The sequence below is a fragment of the Thalassotalea marina genome (assembly GCF_014656435.1).
GTDB classification, from domain to species: domain Bacteria; phylum Pseudomonadota; class Gammaproteobacteria; order Enterobacterales; family Alteromonadaceae; genus Thalassotalea_C; species Thalassotalea_C marina.
The window spans coordinates 132,075-149,956 of sequence record NZ_BNCK01000007.1 but is presented as its reverse complement, the minus strand read 5'-3'; the positions used below and the strand labels follow the sequence as shown (position 1 = coordinate 149,956).

16 protein-coding genes are annotated in these 17,882 nt (G+C 39.2%); 10 read left to right on the top strand and 6 right to left on the bottom strand.

The window, feature by feature from the left end:
- Window positions 1-24: 24 nt before the first annotated feature.
- Window positions 25-1,341, top strand: a complete 1,317-nt coding sequence (locus tag IE199_RS15390) for an MATE family efflux transporter (protein ID WP_189772274.1) — start codon at window positions 25-27, stop codon at window positions 1,339-1,341.
- 56 nt (window positions 1,342-1,397) lie between these two features.
- On the opposite strand, the gene nfuA is transcribed toward IE199_RS15390, so the two are convergent.
- Window positions 1,398-1,976 carry a Fe-S biogenesis protein NfuA gene (gene nfuA / locus IE199_RS15385; RefSeq protein ID WP_189772272.1) on the bottom strand — a complete coding sequence of 193 codons (579 nt, stop codon included), beginning with the start codon at window positions 1,974-1,976 and terminating at the stop codon, window positions 1,398-1,400.
- Between the two features lie 252 nt (window positions 1,977-2,228).
- Here nfuA and IE199_RS15380 point away from each other — a divergent pair, with 252 nt between their 5' ends.
- Window positions 2,229-4,772, top strand: a complete 2,544-nt coding sequence (locus tag IE199_RS15380; RefSeq protein WP_189772270.1) for a M14 family zinc carboxypeptidase — start codon at window positions 2,229-2,231, stop codon at window positions 4,770-4,772.
- A 1-nt stretch (window position 4,773) separates the two neighbouring features.
- Here the strand turns inward: IE199_RS15380 and IE199_RS15375 are convergent, their stop codons facing one another.
- Entirely contained in the window at window positions 4,774-5,511 is a 738-nt protein-coding gene (locus IE199_RS15375) for a ComF family protein (RefSeq protein WP_189772268.1), read from the bottom strand.
- A 54-nt stretch (window positions 5,512-5,565) separates the two neighbouring features.
- Between IE199_RS15375 and bioH the strand changes: the two genes are divergently transcribed.
- The 5 genes from bioH (at window position 5,566) to IE199_RS15350 (ending at window position 10,014) form a co-directional block, all read left to right on the top strand.
- Complete coding sequence (gene bioH, locus IE199_RS15370; RefSeq protein ID WP_189772266.1) at window positions 5,566-6,354, top strand: pimeloyl-ACP methyl ester esterase BioH; 789 nt, start codon at window positions 5,566-5,568, stop codon at window positions 6,352-6,354.
- A gap of 124 nt (window positions 6,355-6,478) precedes the next feature.
- Complete coding sequence (locus IE199_RS15365; RefSeq protein ID WP_189772257.1) at window positions 6,479-6,775, top strand: hypothetical protein; 297 nt, start codon at window positions 6,479-6,481, stop codon at window positions 6,773-6,775.
- Window positions 6,776-6,779: 4 nt separating this feature from the next.
- Window positions 6,780-7,757, top strand: a complete 978-nt coding sequence (locus IE199_RS15360) for a putative metalloprotease CJM1_0395 family protein (protein WP_189772255.1) — start codon at window positions 6,780-6,782, stop codon at window positions 7,755-7,757.
- Between the two features lie 95 nt (window positions 7,758-7,852).
- Window positions 7,853-8,644 carry an N-formylglutamate deformylase gene (hutG, locus tag IE199_RS15355; RefSeq protein WP_189772253.1) on the top strand — a complete coding sequence of 264 codons (792 nt, stop codon included), beginning with the start codon at window positions 7,853-7,855 and terminating at the stop codon, window positions 8,642-8,644.
- A gap of 2 nt (window positions 8,645-8,646) precedes the next feature.
- A complete protein-coding gene (locus tag IE199_RS15350) occupies window positions 8,647-10,014 on the top strand; it encodes a formimidoylglutamate deiminase (RefSeq protein WP_189772251.1) in 1,368 nt (455 codons plus the stop codon).
- Between the two features lie 262 nt (window positions 10,015-10,276).
- Here the strand turns inward: IE199_RS15350 and IE199_RS15345 are convergent, their stop codons facing one another.
- Complete coding sequence (locus tag IE199_RS15345; RefSeq protein ID WP_189772249.1) at window positions 10,277-10,633, bottom strand: hypothetical protein; 357 nt, start codon at window positions 10,631-10,633, stop codon at window positions 10,277-10,279.
- A gap of 137 nt (window positions 10,634-10,770) precedes the next feature.
- Between IE199_RS15345 and ccoG the strand changes: the two genes are divergently transcribed.
- Genes ccoG through IE199_RS15330 form a run of 3 tightly spaced genes read left to right on the top strand, consistent with a single transcriptional unit; the run spans window position 10,771 to window position 13,831 of the window.
- Window positions 10,771-12,204: a cytochrome c oxidase accessory protein CcoG gene (ccoG, locus tag IE199_RS15340; protein ID WP_229854757.1), complete on the top strand. Its 1,434-nt coding sequence runs from the start codon at window positions 10,771-10,773 to the stop codon at window positions 12,202-12,204.
- On the top strand, window positions 12,204-13,178 hold the full coding sequence (locus IE199_RS15335; RefSeq protein ID WP_189772247.1) for a serine/threonine protein kinase: 975 nt from the start codon (window positions 12,204-12,206) through the stop codon (window positions 13,176-13,178). Before ccoG ends, IE199_RS15335 begins: the two co-directional genes overlap by 1 nt.
- A gap of 20 nt (window positions 13,179-13,198) precedes the next feature.
- A complete protein-coding gene (locus IE199_RS15330) occupies window positions 13,199-13,831 on the top strand; it encodes a thiol:disulfide interchange protein DsbA/DsbL (protein WP_189772240.1) in 633 nt (210 codons plus the stop codon).
- An 81-nt stretch (window positions 13,832-13,912) separates the two neighbouring features.
- Here the strand turns inward: IE199_RS15330 and IE199_RS15325 are convergent, their stop codons facing one another.
- From IE199_RS15325 to IE199_RS15315, 3 genes are all read right to left on the bottom strand, one after another.
- A complete protein-coding gene (locus tag IE199_RS15325; protein WP_189772238.1) occupies window positions 13,913-15,961 on the bottom strand; it encodes an SHOCT domain-containing protein in 2,049 nt (682 codons plus the stop codon).
- A 33-nt stretch (window positions 15,962-15,994) separates the two neighbouring features.
- Window positions 15,995-16,651 carry a single-stranded DNA-binding protein gene (locus IE199_RS15320; RefSeq protein WP_189772236.1) on the bottom strand — a complete coding sequence of 219 codons (657 nt, stop codon included), beginning with the start codon at window positions 16,649-16,651 and terminating at the stop codon, window positions 15,995-15,997.
- Window positions 16,652-16,942: 291 nt separating this feature from the next.
- Window positions 16,943-17,662 (bottom strand): FadR/GntR family transcriptional regulator, encoded by a 720-nt coding sequence (locus IE199_RS15315; RefSeq protein WP_189772228.1) that lies wholly within the window; start codon window positions 17,660-17,662, stop codon window positions 16,943-16,945.
- Between the last annotated feature and the right edge of the window lie 220 nt (window positions 17,663-17,882).

The window sequence follows — 17,882 nt, the reverse complement described above, 5'->3', positions numbered from 1 at the left end:
ATTCAAAAAAACCAATGTAACCTCATGAGTCAGATTTCTCACCGACAGCTTTTCTCGCTAGCGATACCAATGATTTTATCAAATATCACAGCTCCTCTGCTGGGTTTGGTTGATACGGCGGTAATTGGTCATTTGGAACACGCTTATTATTTGGGCGGCAGTACTATAGGTGTCATGGTGGTGACACTTATCTCTTGGTTATGTGGCTTTTTACGAATGTCTACCACGGGATTGGCGGCACAGGCTTATGGTCAACAAGCTGATCAAGAATCCTTGTTAGTACTAACAAGAGGTTTGTTAGTTGCTATGGTCATTGGGCTAGCGGCTATCTTATTGCAAACGCCATATCTAAACATTTCAATAACACTTGCTGGCGGCAGTGAAGAGGTCGCATTGTATGCTCGCCAATATGCAGATATTCGAATTTGGGCGTTACCTGCGGCGCTGATAAATATGGTGTTAACAGGATGGTTATTAGGACATCACAGAGCAAAAGCCGTTATGTGGTTGTTAATCGTAACTAACGTCATCAATTTAGTGTTAGATGTTGTATTTGTTTGGTACTTGGATTGGCAGGTCAAAGGTTTGGCTTGGGCAACCTTAATAGCAGAATACTCTAGCTGTTTGCTTGGCTTAACCTTGGTGATAAAACATTATAAAAATGACCTTAAATACCGGTTACAAAATCTGTGGCAATTGACCGTTAATGCAATCGCATTAAAAGCTTATTTTAAACTTAATCGAGACATATTAATCAGAACCTTAGCGTTGCAATGTTGCTTTGTTTTTATGACAGCACAAGGGGCTAGACTTGGTGATAATATCGTAGCGGCTAATGCAATTTTAATGAATTTTTTACTTTTCATTTCATTTGGCTTAGATGGTATCGCTAATGCAGCTGAAGTGATGGCTGGAAAGGCGAAAGGTGCAAAACGTCAATTAGAACTTCAGCAAGTTTTTAAGTTAAGCCTAATATGGACGGGGTTGTTTGCCTTAGTTTATTGTTTGGTTTTTGCAGCCTTAGGTGAATACTTGATAAGGCTGATTTCCGATATAGAGTCAGTAGTTAACGTCGCTGATAGCTATTTACCTTGGCTGGTGGTGCTGCCGCTGATTGCCTGTTGGAGTTATTTATACGATGGGTTATACATAGGACTTACGCAAGGAAGAGCGATGCGAAATACTATGTTGTGTGCCACTTTCTTAGTGTTTTTTCCCGTATGGTGGATAATGCAAATTTTTGGTAATCATGGACTTTGGGCGGCATTTACGGCCTTTATGGGGGCTAGAGGTATATTGTTGGCGATAGATTACCAACACAGACACAAAACCTTTATTTAGCCCCAACAAAAAAGGGGCTGATGTGAGCCCCTTTAAAAAGTGTTTTTAGTTTAAAACTAGTAATAAGAATGTTCACCACGCTTATGTTCTGTAGCGTCTTTCACACCTTTAATCTCATCACCCATTAATTCGATTAATTGTCTTTCGATACCGTCTTTTACCGTAACGTCAATTTGACTACAGCCATTACAACCACCACCAAATTGCAATACAGCGTAGCCATCTTCAGTAATTTCCATCAAGGTACATTCGCCGCCATGCCCAGCAAGCTGTGGGTTAACTTCGGCTTTAATGAAATAATCGATACGTTCAAATAAGGGGGCATCGTCAGCTACTTTACGTAACTTGGCATTTGGTGCTTTTAGCGTTAACTGTGAACCCATTTGATCAGTGACAAAATCGATTTCAGCTTCTTCAAGAAATGGCTTACTTTCCGCATCAATGTATGCAGAAAAATGCTCAAACTTTATTTCGATATCTTCAGGCTCTACAGCATCTGCAGGGCAGTATGAAACGCCACATTCCGCACTCGCTGTGCCAGGATTTACCACAAATACGCGAATACTTGTGCCTTCTGCTTGCTGCTCTAGCAATTTAACAAAATGACTCTGAGCACTTTCAGATATGGTGATCATAATTTCACTACTCTTAATTATCGATTACAAAATACGGGCTAATATACCTGAGTAATTTAGTCAGGTATGTGTATTTTACTCTTGATGAGGGCAATGTGCTAGTTTTCAATACGAACAAGCAAACTTATTGCATTTACCGATAAAAAATAGAGAAAAAATAGAGCTGAAATACCCTGATTATGCGGGGGAATGACTAGCCGCTCTTTATTGAGTTTGTTATGTTGATGTCATTAAAAACAGGAAATAATAACTATGCGCTTTTTAACGACTTTTATCTGCGCTGTTGGTATCTCGTTCACTTTTATGGCACATGCCGCCAAAGTAGAGTCTTATTTACCACAGCATGATTATCAATCAAATATTATCAAACCAGAACAACTTCTTGGCTTTGGTTTGGGTGAACGCCACGTACGTCATGACCAATTGGTTCGATACATGGAACTTGTCGCTGAACAATCTGACCGAGTTCTATTAACTGACATTGGTTATACCCAAGAAATGCGTCGCCAAATATTAGTGACCATTACCCATCCTGATAACCAGCAGCGTTTACCAGAGCTATTAGCAAAAAAAGATAAAGGTCAGGATAAAAATGACCCTCTAGTCGTTTGGTTGGGATATTCAGTGCATGGCGATGAAATTACTGGTAGTAATGCCTCGTTAGCGATCGCTTATTATTTAGCTGCAAGCAAGGATGCAGACGTTCAACAGTTATTAAAAGACACTGTAATTGTTTTAGAGCCAAGTTTAAATCCCGATGGAATGGATAGATTTACCACTTGGGTGAACACTCACCGAGGTAGCACTCCAAATCCAGATCCGAACCACATCGAACACCATCAAGATTGGCGTACTGGGCGTACCAACCATTTTGGTTTTGACATGAATCGTGATTGGTTGTTGTTATCGCAACGAGAAACACAAAACCGTATGCGTTATTATCATCAGTACCAACCACACGTATTGGGTGATTATCATGAAATGGGTGCCAATAGTACGTACTTCTTTCAACCGGGTATTCCAACACGCACTCATCCTTTAACGCCAAAAAGAAATACCGAATTAACGCAGCTTATTGCGACCTTCCATGCGGCAGCATTAAACAAGGAAGATAGACTGTATTACAGCCAAGAAAGTTTTGATGATTTTTATTATGGCAAAGGTTCAACTTATCCAGACATAAACGGTGGTATTGGTATTTTATTCGAACAGGCCAGTAGCCGTGGGTTTCAGCAAGATAGCATTAATGGGTTATTAACGTTCGAATATGGTATTAAAAACCATGTGCTTACTTCGATTTCTACCATTGAAGGCGCCTGGAAAAACCAAGAGCAATTTAAAGACTATCGTAAAAAGTTTTACCAAGATGCCGTTAAAGCGGCGGAAAATGCAAAGTTTAGCGGATATTTGATCAGCGAAGCTAATGATACTCAGCGATTACATTACTTTTTAGATAAATTGCAACAGCACCAGATAGAGGTCTACCCATTAAAAAAAGACTTTAAAGATGACGGAAAAGTCTTTGCCAAAGAAAGTAGCTTTTATGTGCCGCTTGCACAAAAACAATATCGTGTAATTGAAGCGCTATTTGGTCAGGGGACAAACTTCCAGGACAATACATTTTATGATGTATCAGGCTGGACCATGCCGTTAGCGATGGATTTAAACTTCCATAAAGTAACACGCTCACGTGGTTTGTCAGTAGCTGAACAAACATGGCAAGCTCAACCACAAAAGCTACAGCCAATTTCTAATAATGCCTACGCCTACGCTTTTGAATGGCATCATTTGAAATCACCAAAGTTGATGAATCAGCTGCTCGCAAACGGATTTAAAGCGCGCGTCGCAACTAAATCTTTTTCAAGTAATATCAATGGCAAATCAAAGGCTTTTAAGGCTGGTACTATTGTATTACCCGCTGAATTACAAACACAAGGCACTGGCTGGCGTAAACTATTAGCGCAACATAGCCAACAACTGGGCATAGAAATATTTAGCTTAGATACTGGTTTAACCATTGATGGTATCGACTTAGGCTCAAGCTCTATGATACCTGTTAACCCGGTAAAAGTGTTAATGGTTGGTGGTAAAGGCAGTTCTCAGTATGAAGTTGCAGATATTTTATTTTATCTAGACGATATGATGGGTATTCCTGTTACCGTAGTTGAGCAAGCACGCCTATCTCGTATTGATTTTGATGACTATACACATGTCTTATTGGTAGATGGCGGCTATAGCTCTTTAAGTAAAAATGTAGTTTCAAACCTAAAAACTTGGGTTAGATCCGGCGGCGTTATTTTTGGTCAAAAAAGAGCAACTCGATGGTTAGCCAAAAATGAAATTTTAAAAGCAGAATTTGTTTCTGCAGAAAAGCTGAGCGATCTATTTGATACCGAAGGTTTAACATACAAAGATAAAGAAAAGCTCTCTGCTAGAAAGCGTATTGCTGGTGCTATTTATGAATCAAAGCTAGATGTTAGTCATCCATTGGCTTATGGCTTCGGAGATAGTCAGTTACCATTATTTAGAAATAGTACGGTGATCTTAGAGCAGGCGAAAGTGCCGTTTATTTCCGTGGCAAACTATACTGAAAAACCTTTAATGAGCGGTTATTCAGACACAAACTTAGTGAATCAAATTGCCAATAATCCAGCGGTTATCGCACATAACGTTGGCGGTGGCCGTGTCGTTGCAACGACAGACGTTCTGTCGTTCAGAGGTTATTGGATTGGTAGTGCAAGGTTATTGTCTAACACCCTGTTTTTCTCAAAAGCATTTAGTGCATCGGCTAACTAATTTATTTGGGCAATGCAATGGCAAGGGTTAACACTGTCACGTGTTGAACTCCTTGCTTTTTTAACAGGCGGCTAATTTCGTTTACTGTGCTGCCTGTTGTTATCACATCGTCAAACAAAACTATATGTTTGGCAGAGCAATCAACGTCAGTGACTTCAAAAGCGTTTTTTAGATCTTTTCTCCTTTGTGCTCCTGTTTTACCTACTTGGCTGTCACTAGTGTTGATCCGACGCAGCAAATTAGGTTGGTAATGAATTTGAGACATTTTAGCTAGGTGTTGAGCAATTAAATGTGCTGGATTAAAACCTCTTTGTTGCCAACGGCTGACATCGGTAGGTACACAAGTCAGTGCTGATTTTTGGTATTTATTCTGTTGAAAGTAACTTTTAAGTTGTAAGGCGATAATCTCTGCCAACCCTAGTGATAATTGAAATTTATGCTGATATTTAAGTTGTTTGAGCCAGTGATCAAATGGCCAAACATATGGTGCTACACATATTAACTGATCAAAGTTTCGCTTTTTAAATAAAAGGTCAATGGCTGGCCAATGCAATAAATTGAAAAAGTTGTCAGGATAGTGAAGAGTAGGTAAGTCGGACAGACAATGACGGCATAACATTAGGCTTGAATGAACTTTTTGATGACAAAGCGAACAGCAACTTACCTTAGTCAAACTGTGTTGAAATAGATGTTTTAATTTTTGGTAAAGCACAAGATGAACTCGACTGAATAATTCCATTTATTGGCAAGTTTCATTAGACTTGCCTCCTTTATTAACAATACAACACACAGTATGGCAAATAATTTAAAGGTTACGAGGTTTGGTCAAGGCATTCCCTTAGTATTAATTCATGGCTGGGGCCTCAATGCCGGGGTTTGGCAACCTTTGGCTAAAAAGCTTGCCAGTGACTTTGAAGTGATCACAATAGACTTACCTGGTTATGGCCTCAATATTGACAATGTTCCGACGTCTTACGAGCTAGTGAGTATTACTGAACAAATTAAGTTGGCGGTAGGTAAGCCGGCTGTGTATTTAGGATGGTCGCTAGGCGGATTAGTTGCTACTGAACTGGCAAAACAATATAAAAACGATGTAATGGCCCTTGTTACTGTGGCAAGTTCACCGTATTTTGTTGCTGGTGAAGATTGGCCAGGTATCGAACCTAATGTATTGGCTATGTTTCATCGTCAACTTGAAAGTGATACAAAAAAAACCATAGAAAACTTTCTAAAAATTCAAGCAATGGGTAGTCCGCATATAAGAGACGATATTCGCACAATAAGAGATCTTATTATGCAGTTTGATATGCCAACGAAGCGGACATTAGAAGAGTCGTTATTATTACTAGAAACGGTCGATCACCGCGCATCGCTGTCTGATATTAGCTGTCCATTTCTCAGAATATATGGGCGACTAGATGGCTTAGTGCCTAAAGCGGTTTTAAACAAAATTGATGATTTGGCGCCAACTAGTGATTCGATCGTTTTAGACAAGGCATCACATGCGCCTTTTATCAGTCACGTTGACGAGTTTGAGCAAGCATTAGTTAATTGGTTGCAACAATGTAAATTAATGGCTTAGCCCTAGTAGGCCAAGCTTTACATTTTAATTGTCATGGTTAATAATTGAACAGTTCAAGTGTCATTAATATCTGTTGTTAATTTGCTCAAAAGAATGGGCGAGTTAGATTATTAAGGAGAGGTACATGGATATTGGTTCTGCCTTTAATGCTGGCATACAAGGTTTTCAAAAAGCAACTGATACTGCTAATCAAGCAGCATCTGACATTGCTCGTGCAGTTGGTTACAACGCTGAAGAGCCGAGTTTAGGACAGCAAGTTAACGATCAAACTGTTGAGCAAAATACCGGGTCTGGTGATTTGTCCGATCTAAATCAATCAATTGTTGAAATGCGCGTTGCTGAGTACCAAGCAAAAGCATCAGCTAAGGTCATCGAGACTGCTGATGAAACCTTGGGCACATTGCTTGATGTAACGGCTTAAATTTATGAACATTATCACGCAACCTGTACAAATACCTATACCGACGGCCTCTAATCCGCCGACGGATGCATTGCGCCGTGATAATGCACAACGTGAGGTTATTGCTCAGCCTGCAGCATCTCAGCAATCAGCAGCAGAGAAAGGCGCTGCATCGGAGCGAGAACGCGTTAGAACACCTGCTCAAAATAGTGAGCAGATTAACTTTGAACAATTACGCCAACAAGCTGAACGCGCAAGCTCTACAATATCTGAAGACAACTCAGGAAACTCAGATCAACCCCCTTCACAGCAACAAGAAAATGCTAGTAACACTGAGCGAAGTGAAGAGGCCAATGAAGAAAAAGATGGCGTTAATCCCAGCAATCAGGACACTTCTGAGCCTGATTTTGCTGACCAACAAATTATCAAAGAATTACAATCTAGGGATAGAGAAGTTCGGGCACATGAACAGGCTCATGCCGCCGCGGGGGGCGCACATACTGGCGCACCAAGTTATACTTTTGAAGTTGGCCCCGATGGTAAAAAGTATGCGGTAGAAGGGGAAGTTGCTGTTGATCTGTCACCAGTTAAAGGTGATCCACAGGCTACCATTACCAAATTACAAAAAGTGTATAATGCAGCACTAGCGCCAGCTAACCCTTCAACTCAAGACACCAGAATTGCTAGCAAAGCAGCACAACTAATTGCTGAAGCACAGTCACAGTTATTATCTGAATCTCTAGAGTTAGAAGGCAGTGCAAAACCTTCACACACACGCGCTAGTGTCAACGACAGTTTTGCAAAAGAACAAGTTGATGATTTAGATAATGACAGTCAAAATTTTGATCAACAAATTAATGCCACTCTCAAAGCGCAAGAAAAAATAGCACCTTCACGGTCATCAGAAATTGAACAGGCTGCTGTAGTGGTTGCTACTTTTTATGCTGATATTAATCAAGCATATACAAAACCCCCTCGTTATCAGTTTGAATTAACTGCCTAACATTAGCCCGTTACCTTGCTATATCAAAGATTGCTTCGTTACCTAAGTTCGTGATAGATTTAACTCAAGTTGTATATACAATTTAGGGCTTTTTCATGTCATCTTCGTTTCAACTCCATTTAGGGACTGTCCCACTGCTGATCAGTATGCCGCACAATGGATCACATATTCCCGCTGATATTGCTGTTAACATGACGGAAAGTGGGCTATCTAGTCGAGATACTGACTGGTTTAAAGATAAACTCTACCAGTTTGCGCTTGAACTAGGAGCTTATGTTTTAAAACCAGAATGTAGTCGATATGTCATTGATTTAAATCGTGACCCTGCAGGCGTTAATCTCTATCCGGGAGCAAACTCAACAGAGTTATGCCCAACAACCGCTTTTGATCTATCTCCTTTGTACTTAGAAAATAAAACACCAGATCAAGAGGAAATTAGTCGCCGGGTACAGTTATATTGGCAACCATATCATGATGCAATCGAAAAAACGCTAAGCCAAATGTTAGACACTTATGGTGTTGCCGTTTTATTAGAGGCACACTCAATAAAATCACAAGTGCCGAGATTTTTTGAGGGTACTTTACCTGACTTTAATTTTGGTACCGCCAATGGAGAAAGCTGTGATTCGAGTTTGCTAGACCATATCGAACAAGTTAATTACTCACCGTATTCACAGGTCAGTAACGGCCGTTTTAAAGGTGGATATATTACGAGACACTATGGAAAGCCAGAGAAAAATATACATGCAGTTCAACTTGAATTATCTCAACGAACATACATGGATGAAGAAAAGCTAACTTATTGTGAACAACGCGCAGAACAAGTTATTCCTAAATTAAAAGAGTTAGTACAAACCCTAATTTCATTTGCACAAGAAAACCGTTAATTATGAAAATCTCAGCTAAAAATATATTGCTTAACACTGGCTGGCAGCACGACATTACACTGACTATTGAAGATGGTGTAATCAGTGATATTAAGCCAGGAATTGATACCGATGCGGAACAATATGGCACAGTGATCCCCGGCATGATTAACTGCCATTCGCATGCGTTTCAACGGGCATTTGCAGGGTTTAGCGAACAAGGAAGTGAAGGCAAAGATAGCTTTTGGACTTGGCGCAAAATTATGTATCAATTTTTAGCGCAATTAACGGATAAAGATGCACAAGCTATCGCTAAGCAGTTATACATTGAAATGGTGAAATCGGGTTACACTCGAGTTGCTGAATTTCATTATTTACACCACGATCAAAATGGCGCGAACTATCCTGAACTTGCCACAATGGCTAAAGCAATATTCAATGCCGCCAAGGAAGCAGGAATAGGGTTAACCTTGTTACCCGTGTTATATCAATACAGTGGCTTTGGTGCTCAAGCGCCAAATGAAGGTCAAAAAAGGTTTATTAATTCAACGGAACAATTTAATCAGCTAGTGTCAGACTGTTTTGAATTAAGTAAAGAATATGAAAATAGCAATGTAGGTATCGCCCCTCATTCCTTAAGAGCTGTCGATAAAGAGGCCCTAAGTGCAGCCGTAGCACATTTAACTTTACTGGATAAAAATGCGCCGATACATATTCATATTGCCGAACAGCAGCAAGAAGTTAATGATTGTATTGCACATTATGGTAAACGACCTGTTCAATGGTTATTAGACAATATGGCAGTTGATAAGCGTTGGTGTTTAATCCATGCGACCCATATAGATCAGCAAGAGCGTCAGGGGTTAGCCTCATCTGGTGCGGTTGCTGGTATCTGTCCAACAACAGAAGCCAATCTTGGCGATGGCATTTATCCAACCACAGAATATATGCTAGAAGGTGGCTACTTGGCGATTGGTTCTGATAGTCATATATCGGTAAATCCGATAGAAGAGCTACGATGGTTAGAATATGCACAGCGTTTAGATCGTCAAAAACGTGCATTATTGGCGACCAATAAAACACCTTCCGTTGGTCAATATTTATGGCAAAGCGCTGCCCTAGGTGGTGCCATATCGACAAATACTAATGCTGGCGAGTTAGCGCTGGGTAAACAGGCTGATTTACTTGTGTTAGACGAACAGGCGATGTCGTTGTTTGCTCAAAAACCACAACACTTACTTGATAGCTTAGTATTTGCGACACAAAATAACGCCATTAAACATGTGATGATTAATGGCCAGTGGGTAGTAAAAGATAAACACCACCCTCATGAAGCTGAAAGCCGTGAAGCTTTTAGCAAATTATTAGGGCGTGTTGATCTTTCGAGCTGAATTTTGCAGCAGTTTGTGGGTTCTTTATACAAGGCAGAGGCTTTGATATGTAGTTATTCTACCTGATAAGCCGATAACGCAGTAAAAAGTGCCAACAAACGCTGCCCAAAGGGTTCGGCTAAAAGCGTTTTACTCATTGTTGAGCGGTGTTTTGCTTAGAATGACTAGGCGACAAACCTCTCGCCGCGATTAAAACGCTTTTATCTCGAACAAATTTTAACCGCGAATGATCAACACGCCCTAGCTAGAGTGTCTGAATAACTTAAAACAGAGACTGATACGGTTTTATGACGTTACACACAGTTTCTTGATTTTTTTGATGTAACCTAGGCGTGCGTTTAGGTTTATCACAATATTCAAAATAAAAGGATTTCACATTACTTCGCGTTTCTGTGATTTCCTTTAAATACTCCTGTTCTTGTTCATTAAACGAAGACAGGTCTTTAGATAAGTTCCGATATATTTTGTTGGGGTTGAGCCTCACTTTGGTATCTGTCGCCGTATTAAACATTTCAAGCACAGTCTCTTTTTGCTCGTGATACCATTGTGTTAGTTTTGGTTGCGGAAAAAAGTGTAAAAAAAGTGCCGCAACAACGATTAAGATCAATAAATTCTTCATAGCATGTCGTATAATAGTAAGCTGTTAATAAGATAATAAATTTTTCGTTAACAATAAATGGTCTTTTATCATAAAGAGTAGCATCTTTTTATTTTCAACTGACTCGGAAAATTAAATCGCTAATTGTAGGATTGAGTGTGAGTATAGAGCAAGAAAACACCAAAGCGCGAATTGATATACCGGTTAAAAATATAAAAATAGAAAAACCTAACCCGGTAGAGCAATATAAACCGCGTGATCAGATTTACGTTAGAAAAGTAACAGGCTTTTTTCAGCAACTAAGACAAAAGATGAATTTCTTTTTCTTAGCTCTCTTTGCCCTGCTTCCCTGGCTAACATATAACGGAAACCAAGCAATACTATTAGATATTGCAAATCAACGGTTTACCTTGTGGGGCTTAACCTTATGGCCTCAAGATCTCACCTTATTAGCTTGGCTATTCATTCTTAGTGCATTTTTACTGTTTTTTGTCACGACTTTCCTTGGGCGAGTTTGGTGTGGTTACTTGTGTCCACAAACGGTTTGGACATTTATTTTTATCTGGTTTGAAGAAAAAATAGAAGGTAGCGCCAACCAACGTAAAAAACTCGATGCGCAAAAAATGGATTTTAATAAATTTTGGCGCAAAGCACTCAAACACTTCTGCTGGTTGATGTTTGCTTTGTTGACATCGTTAACTTTTGTTGGCTATTTCGCTCCAGTTGAACACGTATTCTTAGATTTTTTCACCTTTAACAGTTCGTTTGCCATGGCGGCAGTGATTTGGTTTTTTGCCTTTTGTACCTATGGTAACGCTGGCTGGATGCGTGAAATCATGTGTTTACATATGTGCCCCTATGCACGATTTCAATCAGCAATGTTTGATAAAGATACGTTAACGGTATCTTATGATTACAAACGTGGTGAAAACCGCGGAGCGAGATCTCGTAAACAAGACCATAAAGCCATGGGTTTAGGTGATTGTATTGATTGTAATTTATGTGTTCAGGTGTGTCCTACGGGCATAGATATAAGAAATGGATTGCAGTACGAGTGTATTAACTGTGGCGCATGTGTAGATGCGTGTGACGGTGTGATGGAGCGTATGAAGTATCCCAAAGGGTTAATTCGCTACACCACAGAACATGAGCTTGAAGGTAAAAAGGTCCACCTTATCCGTTCAAAATTGATTGGTTATGCCGTAGTACTAATCATTATGTCGAGTATGTTGGTTTGGGAAATATCTAATAGAGTGCCTGTGTCACTTGATATCATCCGCGATCGCACAGAATTAGCTAAAGAAAACTTTAACGGGGAAATCGAAAACGTTTATACCCTGAAAATATTAAATAAATCTCAAACTGATAACACTTACCGTCTGTCGGTAAAAGGTTTAGAAAATTATACTTGGCATGGTGATCAAGAAGTCATGGTTAAAGCATCATCTGTTTATACGCTACCCATGAGTATTTCAGTTGATCCTTATGAATTGAAAGGTTATATGACAGACATTGAGTTTATTATTGAGTTAGTTTCTGACGAAGATGAGGTATCATTGACGCATGAATCGCGCTTCTTTAATAAACGTTAATGCCAGTTTTTAATTTTAGTGAATTAACTCCGGATATCATTCTCGATGGTATCGAAAGTTTGGGCCTGCAAGTCGACAGTGGCTTGCTAGCCCTAAACAGTTATGAAAATCGTGTATACCAGTTTCATGACATAGACAATATCAAATATGTGACCAAGTTCTACCGCCCACAGCGTTGGTCACAAGCACAAATTCAAGAAGAACACGACTTCGCCCTAGAACTTACAGAGCATGAACTACCGATAGTAGCGCCTCTTGTCATCAGCGGTAAGTCGCTTTTTGAGTATCAAGGTTATTCCTTTGCATTATACCCCTGCCGAGGTGGTCGCATTTTTGAAGTTGATAATTTAGATCAGCTGGAATGGATGGGACGCTTTGTCGGTCGTATACATGCAATTGCGGCAAAAAAAGAGTTTACACATAGGCCAGCTATTAGTCATACCTCGTTTATCACTGATGCGATAGCAACGATTCGTCAGTCTAATTATGTGCCAAGTAATATAGCAACTGCATTTTTTACTGTTCTTGAACAGGTTGCTGAGTTGGTTGAACAACAGTATCAAGCTGATGACATTATCAGGTTACATGGCGACTGCCATGCTGGTAACATTTTTTGGACTGATAACGGACCGCATTTTGTAGATCTAGACGATTGTCGAATGGGACCTGCTATCCAAGATTTGTGGATGATGTTATCTGGTGACCGACAACAGCGGACTTTACAATTAGATACCTTACTTTCTGGGTACGAAGAGTTTCATGAGTTTAATCCAAAACAGCTTGCCTTAATTGAATCTTTACGTAGTATGCGTGTTATAAATTATATGGCTTGGTTGTGTCAGCGCTGGGAAGATCCGGCATTTCCTTTGAGCTTCCCATGGTTTAATACACAAAGATACTGGGAAGAACAAATACTGTCACTAAAAGAACAATATGCAGCATTGCAGCAACCACCATTATCATTGATACCATAAAAATTATTAGGAGCGACAACATGCGTACAGTTATCAGCTTTTTGATTCTGCTACTGACTTTAGGAACGGCTTCGGCTAATGATTACCAGGAAGGTGAACATTATAAAAAAATAACACCATTACCGGTAAATGGCCCAGAAGTGAGAGAGTTTTTCTCTTTTTATTGTGGTCACTGTTACCGCTTTGAATTTATGGTTAAGTCGATTAAAGAGAATCTACCTGAAGGTGCTGCATTTGTTAAAAACCACGTGAACTTTTTAGGTGGCGCTTCAAAAAAAATGCAAGGTTTAATGACTAAAGCATTAGTTGTAGCTGAAAAAATGGAAGGTACGGATGCAAATATTGCTGCAATTTTCAAGTATATCCATGTGCATAGAGCGGTTCCTACTTCAGAAAAAGATATCCGTAATGTATTTGTTTTAAATGGCGCAGACGGTGCTAAATTTGATGCGTTAATGGCTAGCGAAGAAGTTCAACAGCTTGCTGATACCATGCATGAATATCAAAATACCTTAGCTTCAAAAGGTGAGCTAAAAAGTGTGCCTTCGGTCGTAGTAAATGGCAAATATATGATCGATGTAAAACACCTAGATAAAGATAACTTCCAACAAGATTACAATAATCTAGTGAAATACTTACTCGAACTGAAGTAGGTAAAATAACCTTAAATAAAAAAGGAGCTTAGGCTCCTTTTTTATTATATCCGCTACTCAGTTTATCCCAATAGGTATCATTTATTTTTTGGTTTGAGTCAATTGTAAAACGATTTTAGCTTTGCTGTTTTCGAACTCTGCTTCGGTTAAAAAGCCCTGATTTTTTAACTCCAACAATTTATTGAGCGAATCTATAAGTTCATCATCACTTTTGTTTATCTGTTGATCTTGTGGTCGAGGTTGCGCTGATGTCGGAAGACTCTCACTATTAACAGGCTTGTCGTTCTGCACATGTTGAACTGGCGATGCTGGGGTTGGTACAGGTGTCGAAACAACTTTTTTTACCGAAGGTTTAGGTTTAACAGGTTTTTCTGTGATTAAACGCTTTTCTGTCGACTCAGGTGCAACTACATATGATAGATGCCATAACCAGTCAATTACTTGGGATTGTACATGTTCATATCGCATTTTCGTTAAACGCTGATTTCCTTCACGCAAATACAGACACAAATTATCTGTTTTTTTATCTTGATTGAGCAAGGTCATTGCAACTTTACGCACCTTGTCATCAACCATTTTGTGGCGTTTTTCTTCTTTAAATGCGTTGTTAACAGCTTTTTCTGCACTATTGCTAAAAGGAGTTTGTTCATCAACCGTGGCAATAACGGTGTCGTTTAGTGACACTTCACAACGTAATACTTGATTAAACGACAACGATTTACTCGCCACTTCTTGATGTCGTTTATATAAATGTAGCTGATTCAAATCTTGATCAACGTCGAAGCGTGCATAATGACTGTTTAACAGTTTTTTGGCGTCTTTAAATCTATCTTGCTTACGAAGAAGCATAAAACCAGCGAGAAAAATTAAGCCTAAAATGATTAAAATAATAAATAGGTTGTTGGAGTTTGTTGCTACTGGCGTGGCATTATCTGGCGCAGCATGCTCGATTGTTTTAGCTGCAATGAAGCCGGATAGTGTAAATAAGGACTTGGTTTTTAATTCTAATAATAAAAGTTCTCCTTCACTGCCTTTAAACAGCAATGGCCGACCATTCGCTTTAATGATTTCATTAGGTATTGGCATGATTTCTGTCGGCAATGTCATTGCAGAAAGTGACATTGCGGCTAACTTCCAGCTGTCGCTTTTTTTCATAACAAAAACAAAGGGCAGCATGTCATTGTTTAGCGCACTATTGCGAAAGTACAACATGTTACTGATATTAGCTAATTCAACTGCTTGCTTGTCTTGATGTTCCACTTGTCGCCAATCATCACCTAACTTGACCAAACTGGTTGTTTTACCGTTATTAACTGCAAATTGGTTAACATTTTCTTTTAGCCAATGCACAGTTTGAACTGGGCCTAGCCCTGTAGCTGCCACTTCAGGGTGAATGTCATTATTTAGCGTAAACGGATTGTCGGTAGGTACTGTGTATGCCCGTAGTCCAAATGATGCGGGGTTAATACGCAATACACTGCCTGAGTACAATGGGTGTTGCTCTAAACCTGTGATACTAGGCAATGCGACAAATAACAAACCATAGTGTTTTTGCCAATTTTTAATAAAAGGGTTAAACGCGACTTGATTGATACTTGCTTCTAAATTTGGCGACGGGATTCGAATGAGTTCGCGTTTACTCTCTTCCTCGAGCACAAATCCTGTATCTGTCGACTTGAGTTGCCATTCAGTGACTACATTATCAAAAGGTGCTGTTGTGTCTGACTTTAGCGGGAGACGATTTCGATGTTTTATGTCTTCTGCAAGCTCGGTATGAGCGGTGTAAAAAGTAAAAGCGCCGTGTTGCTCTGAATAGGCAAAACTGGGATGCAAAGCCAATGCACTGAATTTTACCAAACGCTGAATGTGCTGTTTACCGTCCAATAACGTGATCGGGTTACCGTTTGCTTGCGTTAGTTGTAATTTATGAGCTTGGTCGATAATTAAAAATTGGTTTTGGCTATTTGGGATTACCTTTGCCATCTGCCAATGGCTATCTGGTGAAGAACTAAAGACAGCTAGTTGATTAAACTTAGCGTCTGTATTTGCACAAAAAGCAAAAGGCTGTATTAAAAAGCTAATGAAAATTGCGACAATAAGTTGAATTGTTATTATATTTTTATGTGTCATTCCGACTCTTTTCCGTCAATGTTCGGTAATCACCTAGCCGTATTTGTTTAATATAGTGAGCTGTTGGGCATCAATGAGTTGTATATTACTATTATTGTTTAAATAACTTAAACTTCCATCTATAACCACGTCTTTATCTGCTGCGGCATGTTCTGCAATGTACTGAGCTTGTTTTCCCCATACATGTACTGTGCGTTCTAGGCTTAGTTTACGTGTTTGTTGGTAAATAGGTGAATAGGCTTCAAATTGGCTGTTCAACACAAATTCAGCTAAGTTTGATCCTGTTTCAGTTGTTACTAATTTAACCTGATTGACAATTTTGCCACTAATATGCAAGTGGTTCATCGAAGGAGCAAAGCCTTTTTTATATGCACAGGCATAAGTTGCATGAACTATTTGTCGATTAGATTTTTGGCTATCCACTAAATGGCCTTTAATTAATATCAGGTCGCCTTTACCCGCATGAATTAAAGATTTTTCAACTGCATCACCTATCATCTTGACTGTATGAAAGCTTGTCCACTCTCGCATTTGGTTAGTTTTTTTATCTAACCACTTTTTATGAGTAGCAATAACAAATTCTGCAATGGGAACAATGGGGTTAGCCAAATAACGAATGTCGGGCTTAGCAACGACATTACCTAACAAGGTAACGTAACACAGGTGGTGATTGAAGGAGGTTGCTACCATTTTTATATGATTATTTACAAAAGCATAACATTAAAAAATGTTAGCTCAATTAGCAAGTTATAAAGTCACTTAATCAAGCTTATGTGTAGATAACTAACAAAAATTATAAAATTTGGCACGTTACTCTTGTATATAATTCAACTACAAACACTAGGCATTTGTTTGGCAGAGTCAAAGTAAAGCAAGCCAGGCAACAGTAATTAGAGTGTTAATGCTGGAAAGTTACTACCATCTAAAGCAGCATAAGTGCGAGCAAGCATTAATTAGCGGATAAAGTGCCTGACTAGTGTTTTAGTTATTTTCTTGTGCGGCAATGGCGTTATCAATCAAATTTAGTGTGGCAGATTGAGTTTTCATTGCGTAGTCGTAAGCTCTGCTTGCTTCGCCTTGTTTGATTGCTTTATATAAATCTGCATGAGCTTGATATTCAGCTTCTGTTACAGGTTTAATACGATTGGTGTAGCGTAAATTTACCTGTAAGGCGATTTCGATAAAATTTTCTAATTGAATAAAAAATGGATTTTTTGTCGCGTTTAATACTGCTTTATGAAATTTAACATCGGCGTGATGAGTCGCTTCTGCATCATTGCTTTCTTCTGCGGTGTGCATGTGTTCAAGTGCATGCTCAATGTGTGACAAATCTTCTTCATCGGCAAATTGTGCTGCTAGGTATGCCGCTTGTGCTTCAACAGGCTGTCTTAGCTGCATAAAGTGGCGCAACATATACAAGTCAGGTTTACCAACTAAAATCCAACCTAAAACATCAGAATCAAAAAGGTTCCACTTGTTTTGTTCAACAACACGAATACCTTTACGCGGTCGTGAGCTAATCAATCCTTTTGCGGTTAACATTTTTACCGCTTCACGTGTCGCGTTGCGGCTAATGTCGTATTTTTCACCTAACTCTGCTTCAGACGGTAGTTTGTCACCAACTTTGTACTCTCCTCGGAGAATGGCACGTCCCAACTCATGAACAAGTTGTTGTGTCAGATTAAGATGTTTATCTTCCATTTTTTACTTTTTCCTGCAATGCGCCAAGCCCTTTAATAATCGGCAGATGATAATGGACTGTGCTTAATTACACCAGCAGTAACTTTTCTGACATTGATAATATTCTTTGCTTATCTAAAAATAATAAATATTTACAGCCACTTACAAATTGTTGGTGAAATTTATAGCTTTTTGGTCTTGTGTGATATTTTGTATATTGTAGTATAAATAGTACAAAGAT

Coding starts and splice junctions, on each gene's coding strand:
- IE199_RS15360 (WP_189772255.1), top strand. CDS start 6,780: ATGAACATTATCACGCAACCTGTACAAATACCTATACCGACGGCCTCT.
- hutG (WP_189772253.1), top strand. CDS start 7,853: ATGTCATCTTCGTTTCAACTCCATTTAGGGACTGTCCCACTGCTGATC.
- IE199_RS15365 (WP_189772257.1), top strand. CDS start 6,479: ATGGATATTGGTTCTGCCTTTAATGCTGGCATACAAGGTTTTCAAAAA.
- nfuA (WP_189772272.1), bottom strand. CDS start 1,976: ATGATCACCATATCTGAAAGTGCTCAGAGTCATTTTGTTAAATTGCTA.
- bioH (WP_189772266.1), top strand. CDS start 5,566: ATGGCAAATAATTTAAAGGTTACGAGGTTTGGTCAAGGCATTCCCTTA.
- IE199_RS15390 (WP_189772274.1), top strand. CDS start 25: ATGAGTCAGATTTCTCACCGACAGCTTTTCTCGCTAGCGATACCAATG.
- IE199_RS15320 (WP_189772236.1), bottom strand. CDS start 16,651: ATGGTAGCAACCTCCTTCAATCACCACCTGTGTTACGTTACCTTGTTA.
- IE199_RS15330 (WP_189772240.1), top strand. CDS start 13,199: ATGCGTACAGTTATCAGCTTTTTGATTCTGCTACTGACTTTAGGAACG.
- IE199_RS15345 (WP_189772249.1), bottom strand. CDS start 10,633: ATGAAGAATTTATTGATCTTAATCGTTGTTGCGGCACTTTTTTTACAC.
- IE199_RS15335 (WP_189772247.1), top strand. CDS start 12,204: ATGCCAGTTTTTAATTTTAGTGAATTAACTCCGGATATCATTCTCGAT.
- IE199_RS15325 (WP_189772238.1), bottom strand. CDS start 15,961: ATGACACATAAAAATATAATAACAATTCAACTTATTGTCGCAATTTTC.
- IE199_RS15380 (WP_189772270.1), top strand. CDS start 2,229: ATGCGCTTTTTAACGACTTTTATCTGCGCTGTTGGTATCTCGTTCACT.
- IE199_RS15350 (WP_189772251.1), top strand. CDS start 8,647: ATGAAAATCTCAGCTAAAAATATATTGCTTAACACTGGCTGGCAGCAC.
- IE199_RS15315 (WP_189772228.1), bottom strand. CDS start 17,662: ATGGAAGATAAACATCTTAATCTGACACAACAACTTGTTCATGAGTTG.
- IE199_RS15375 (WP_189772268.1), bottom strand. CDS start 5,511: ATGGAATTATTCAGTCGAGTTCATCTTGTGCTTTACCAAAAATTAAAA.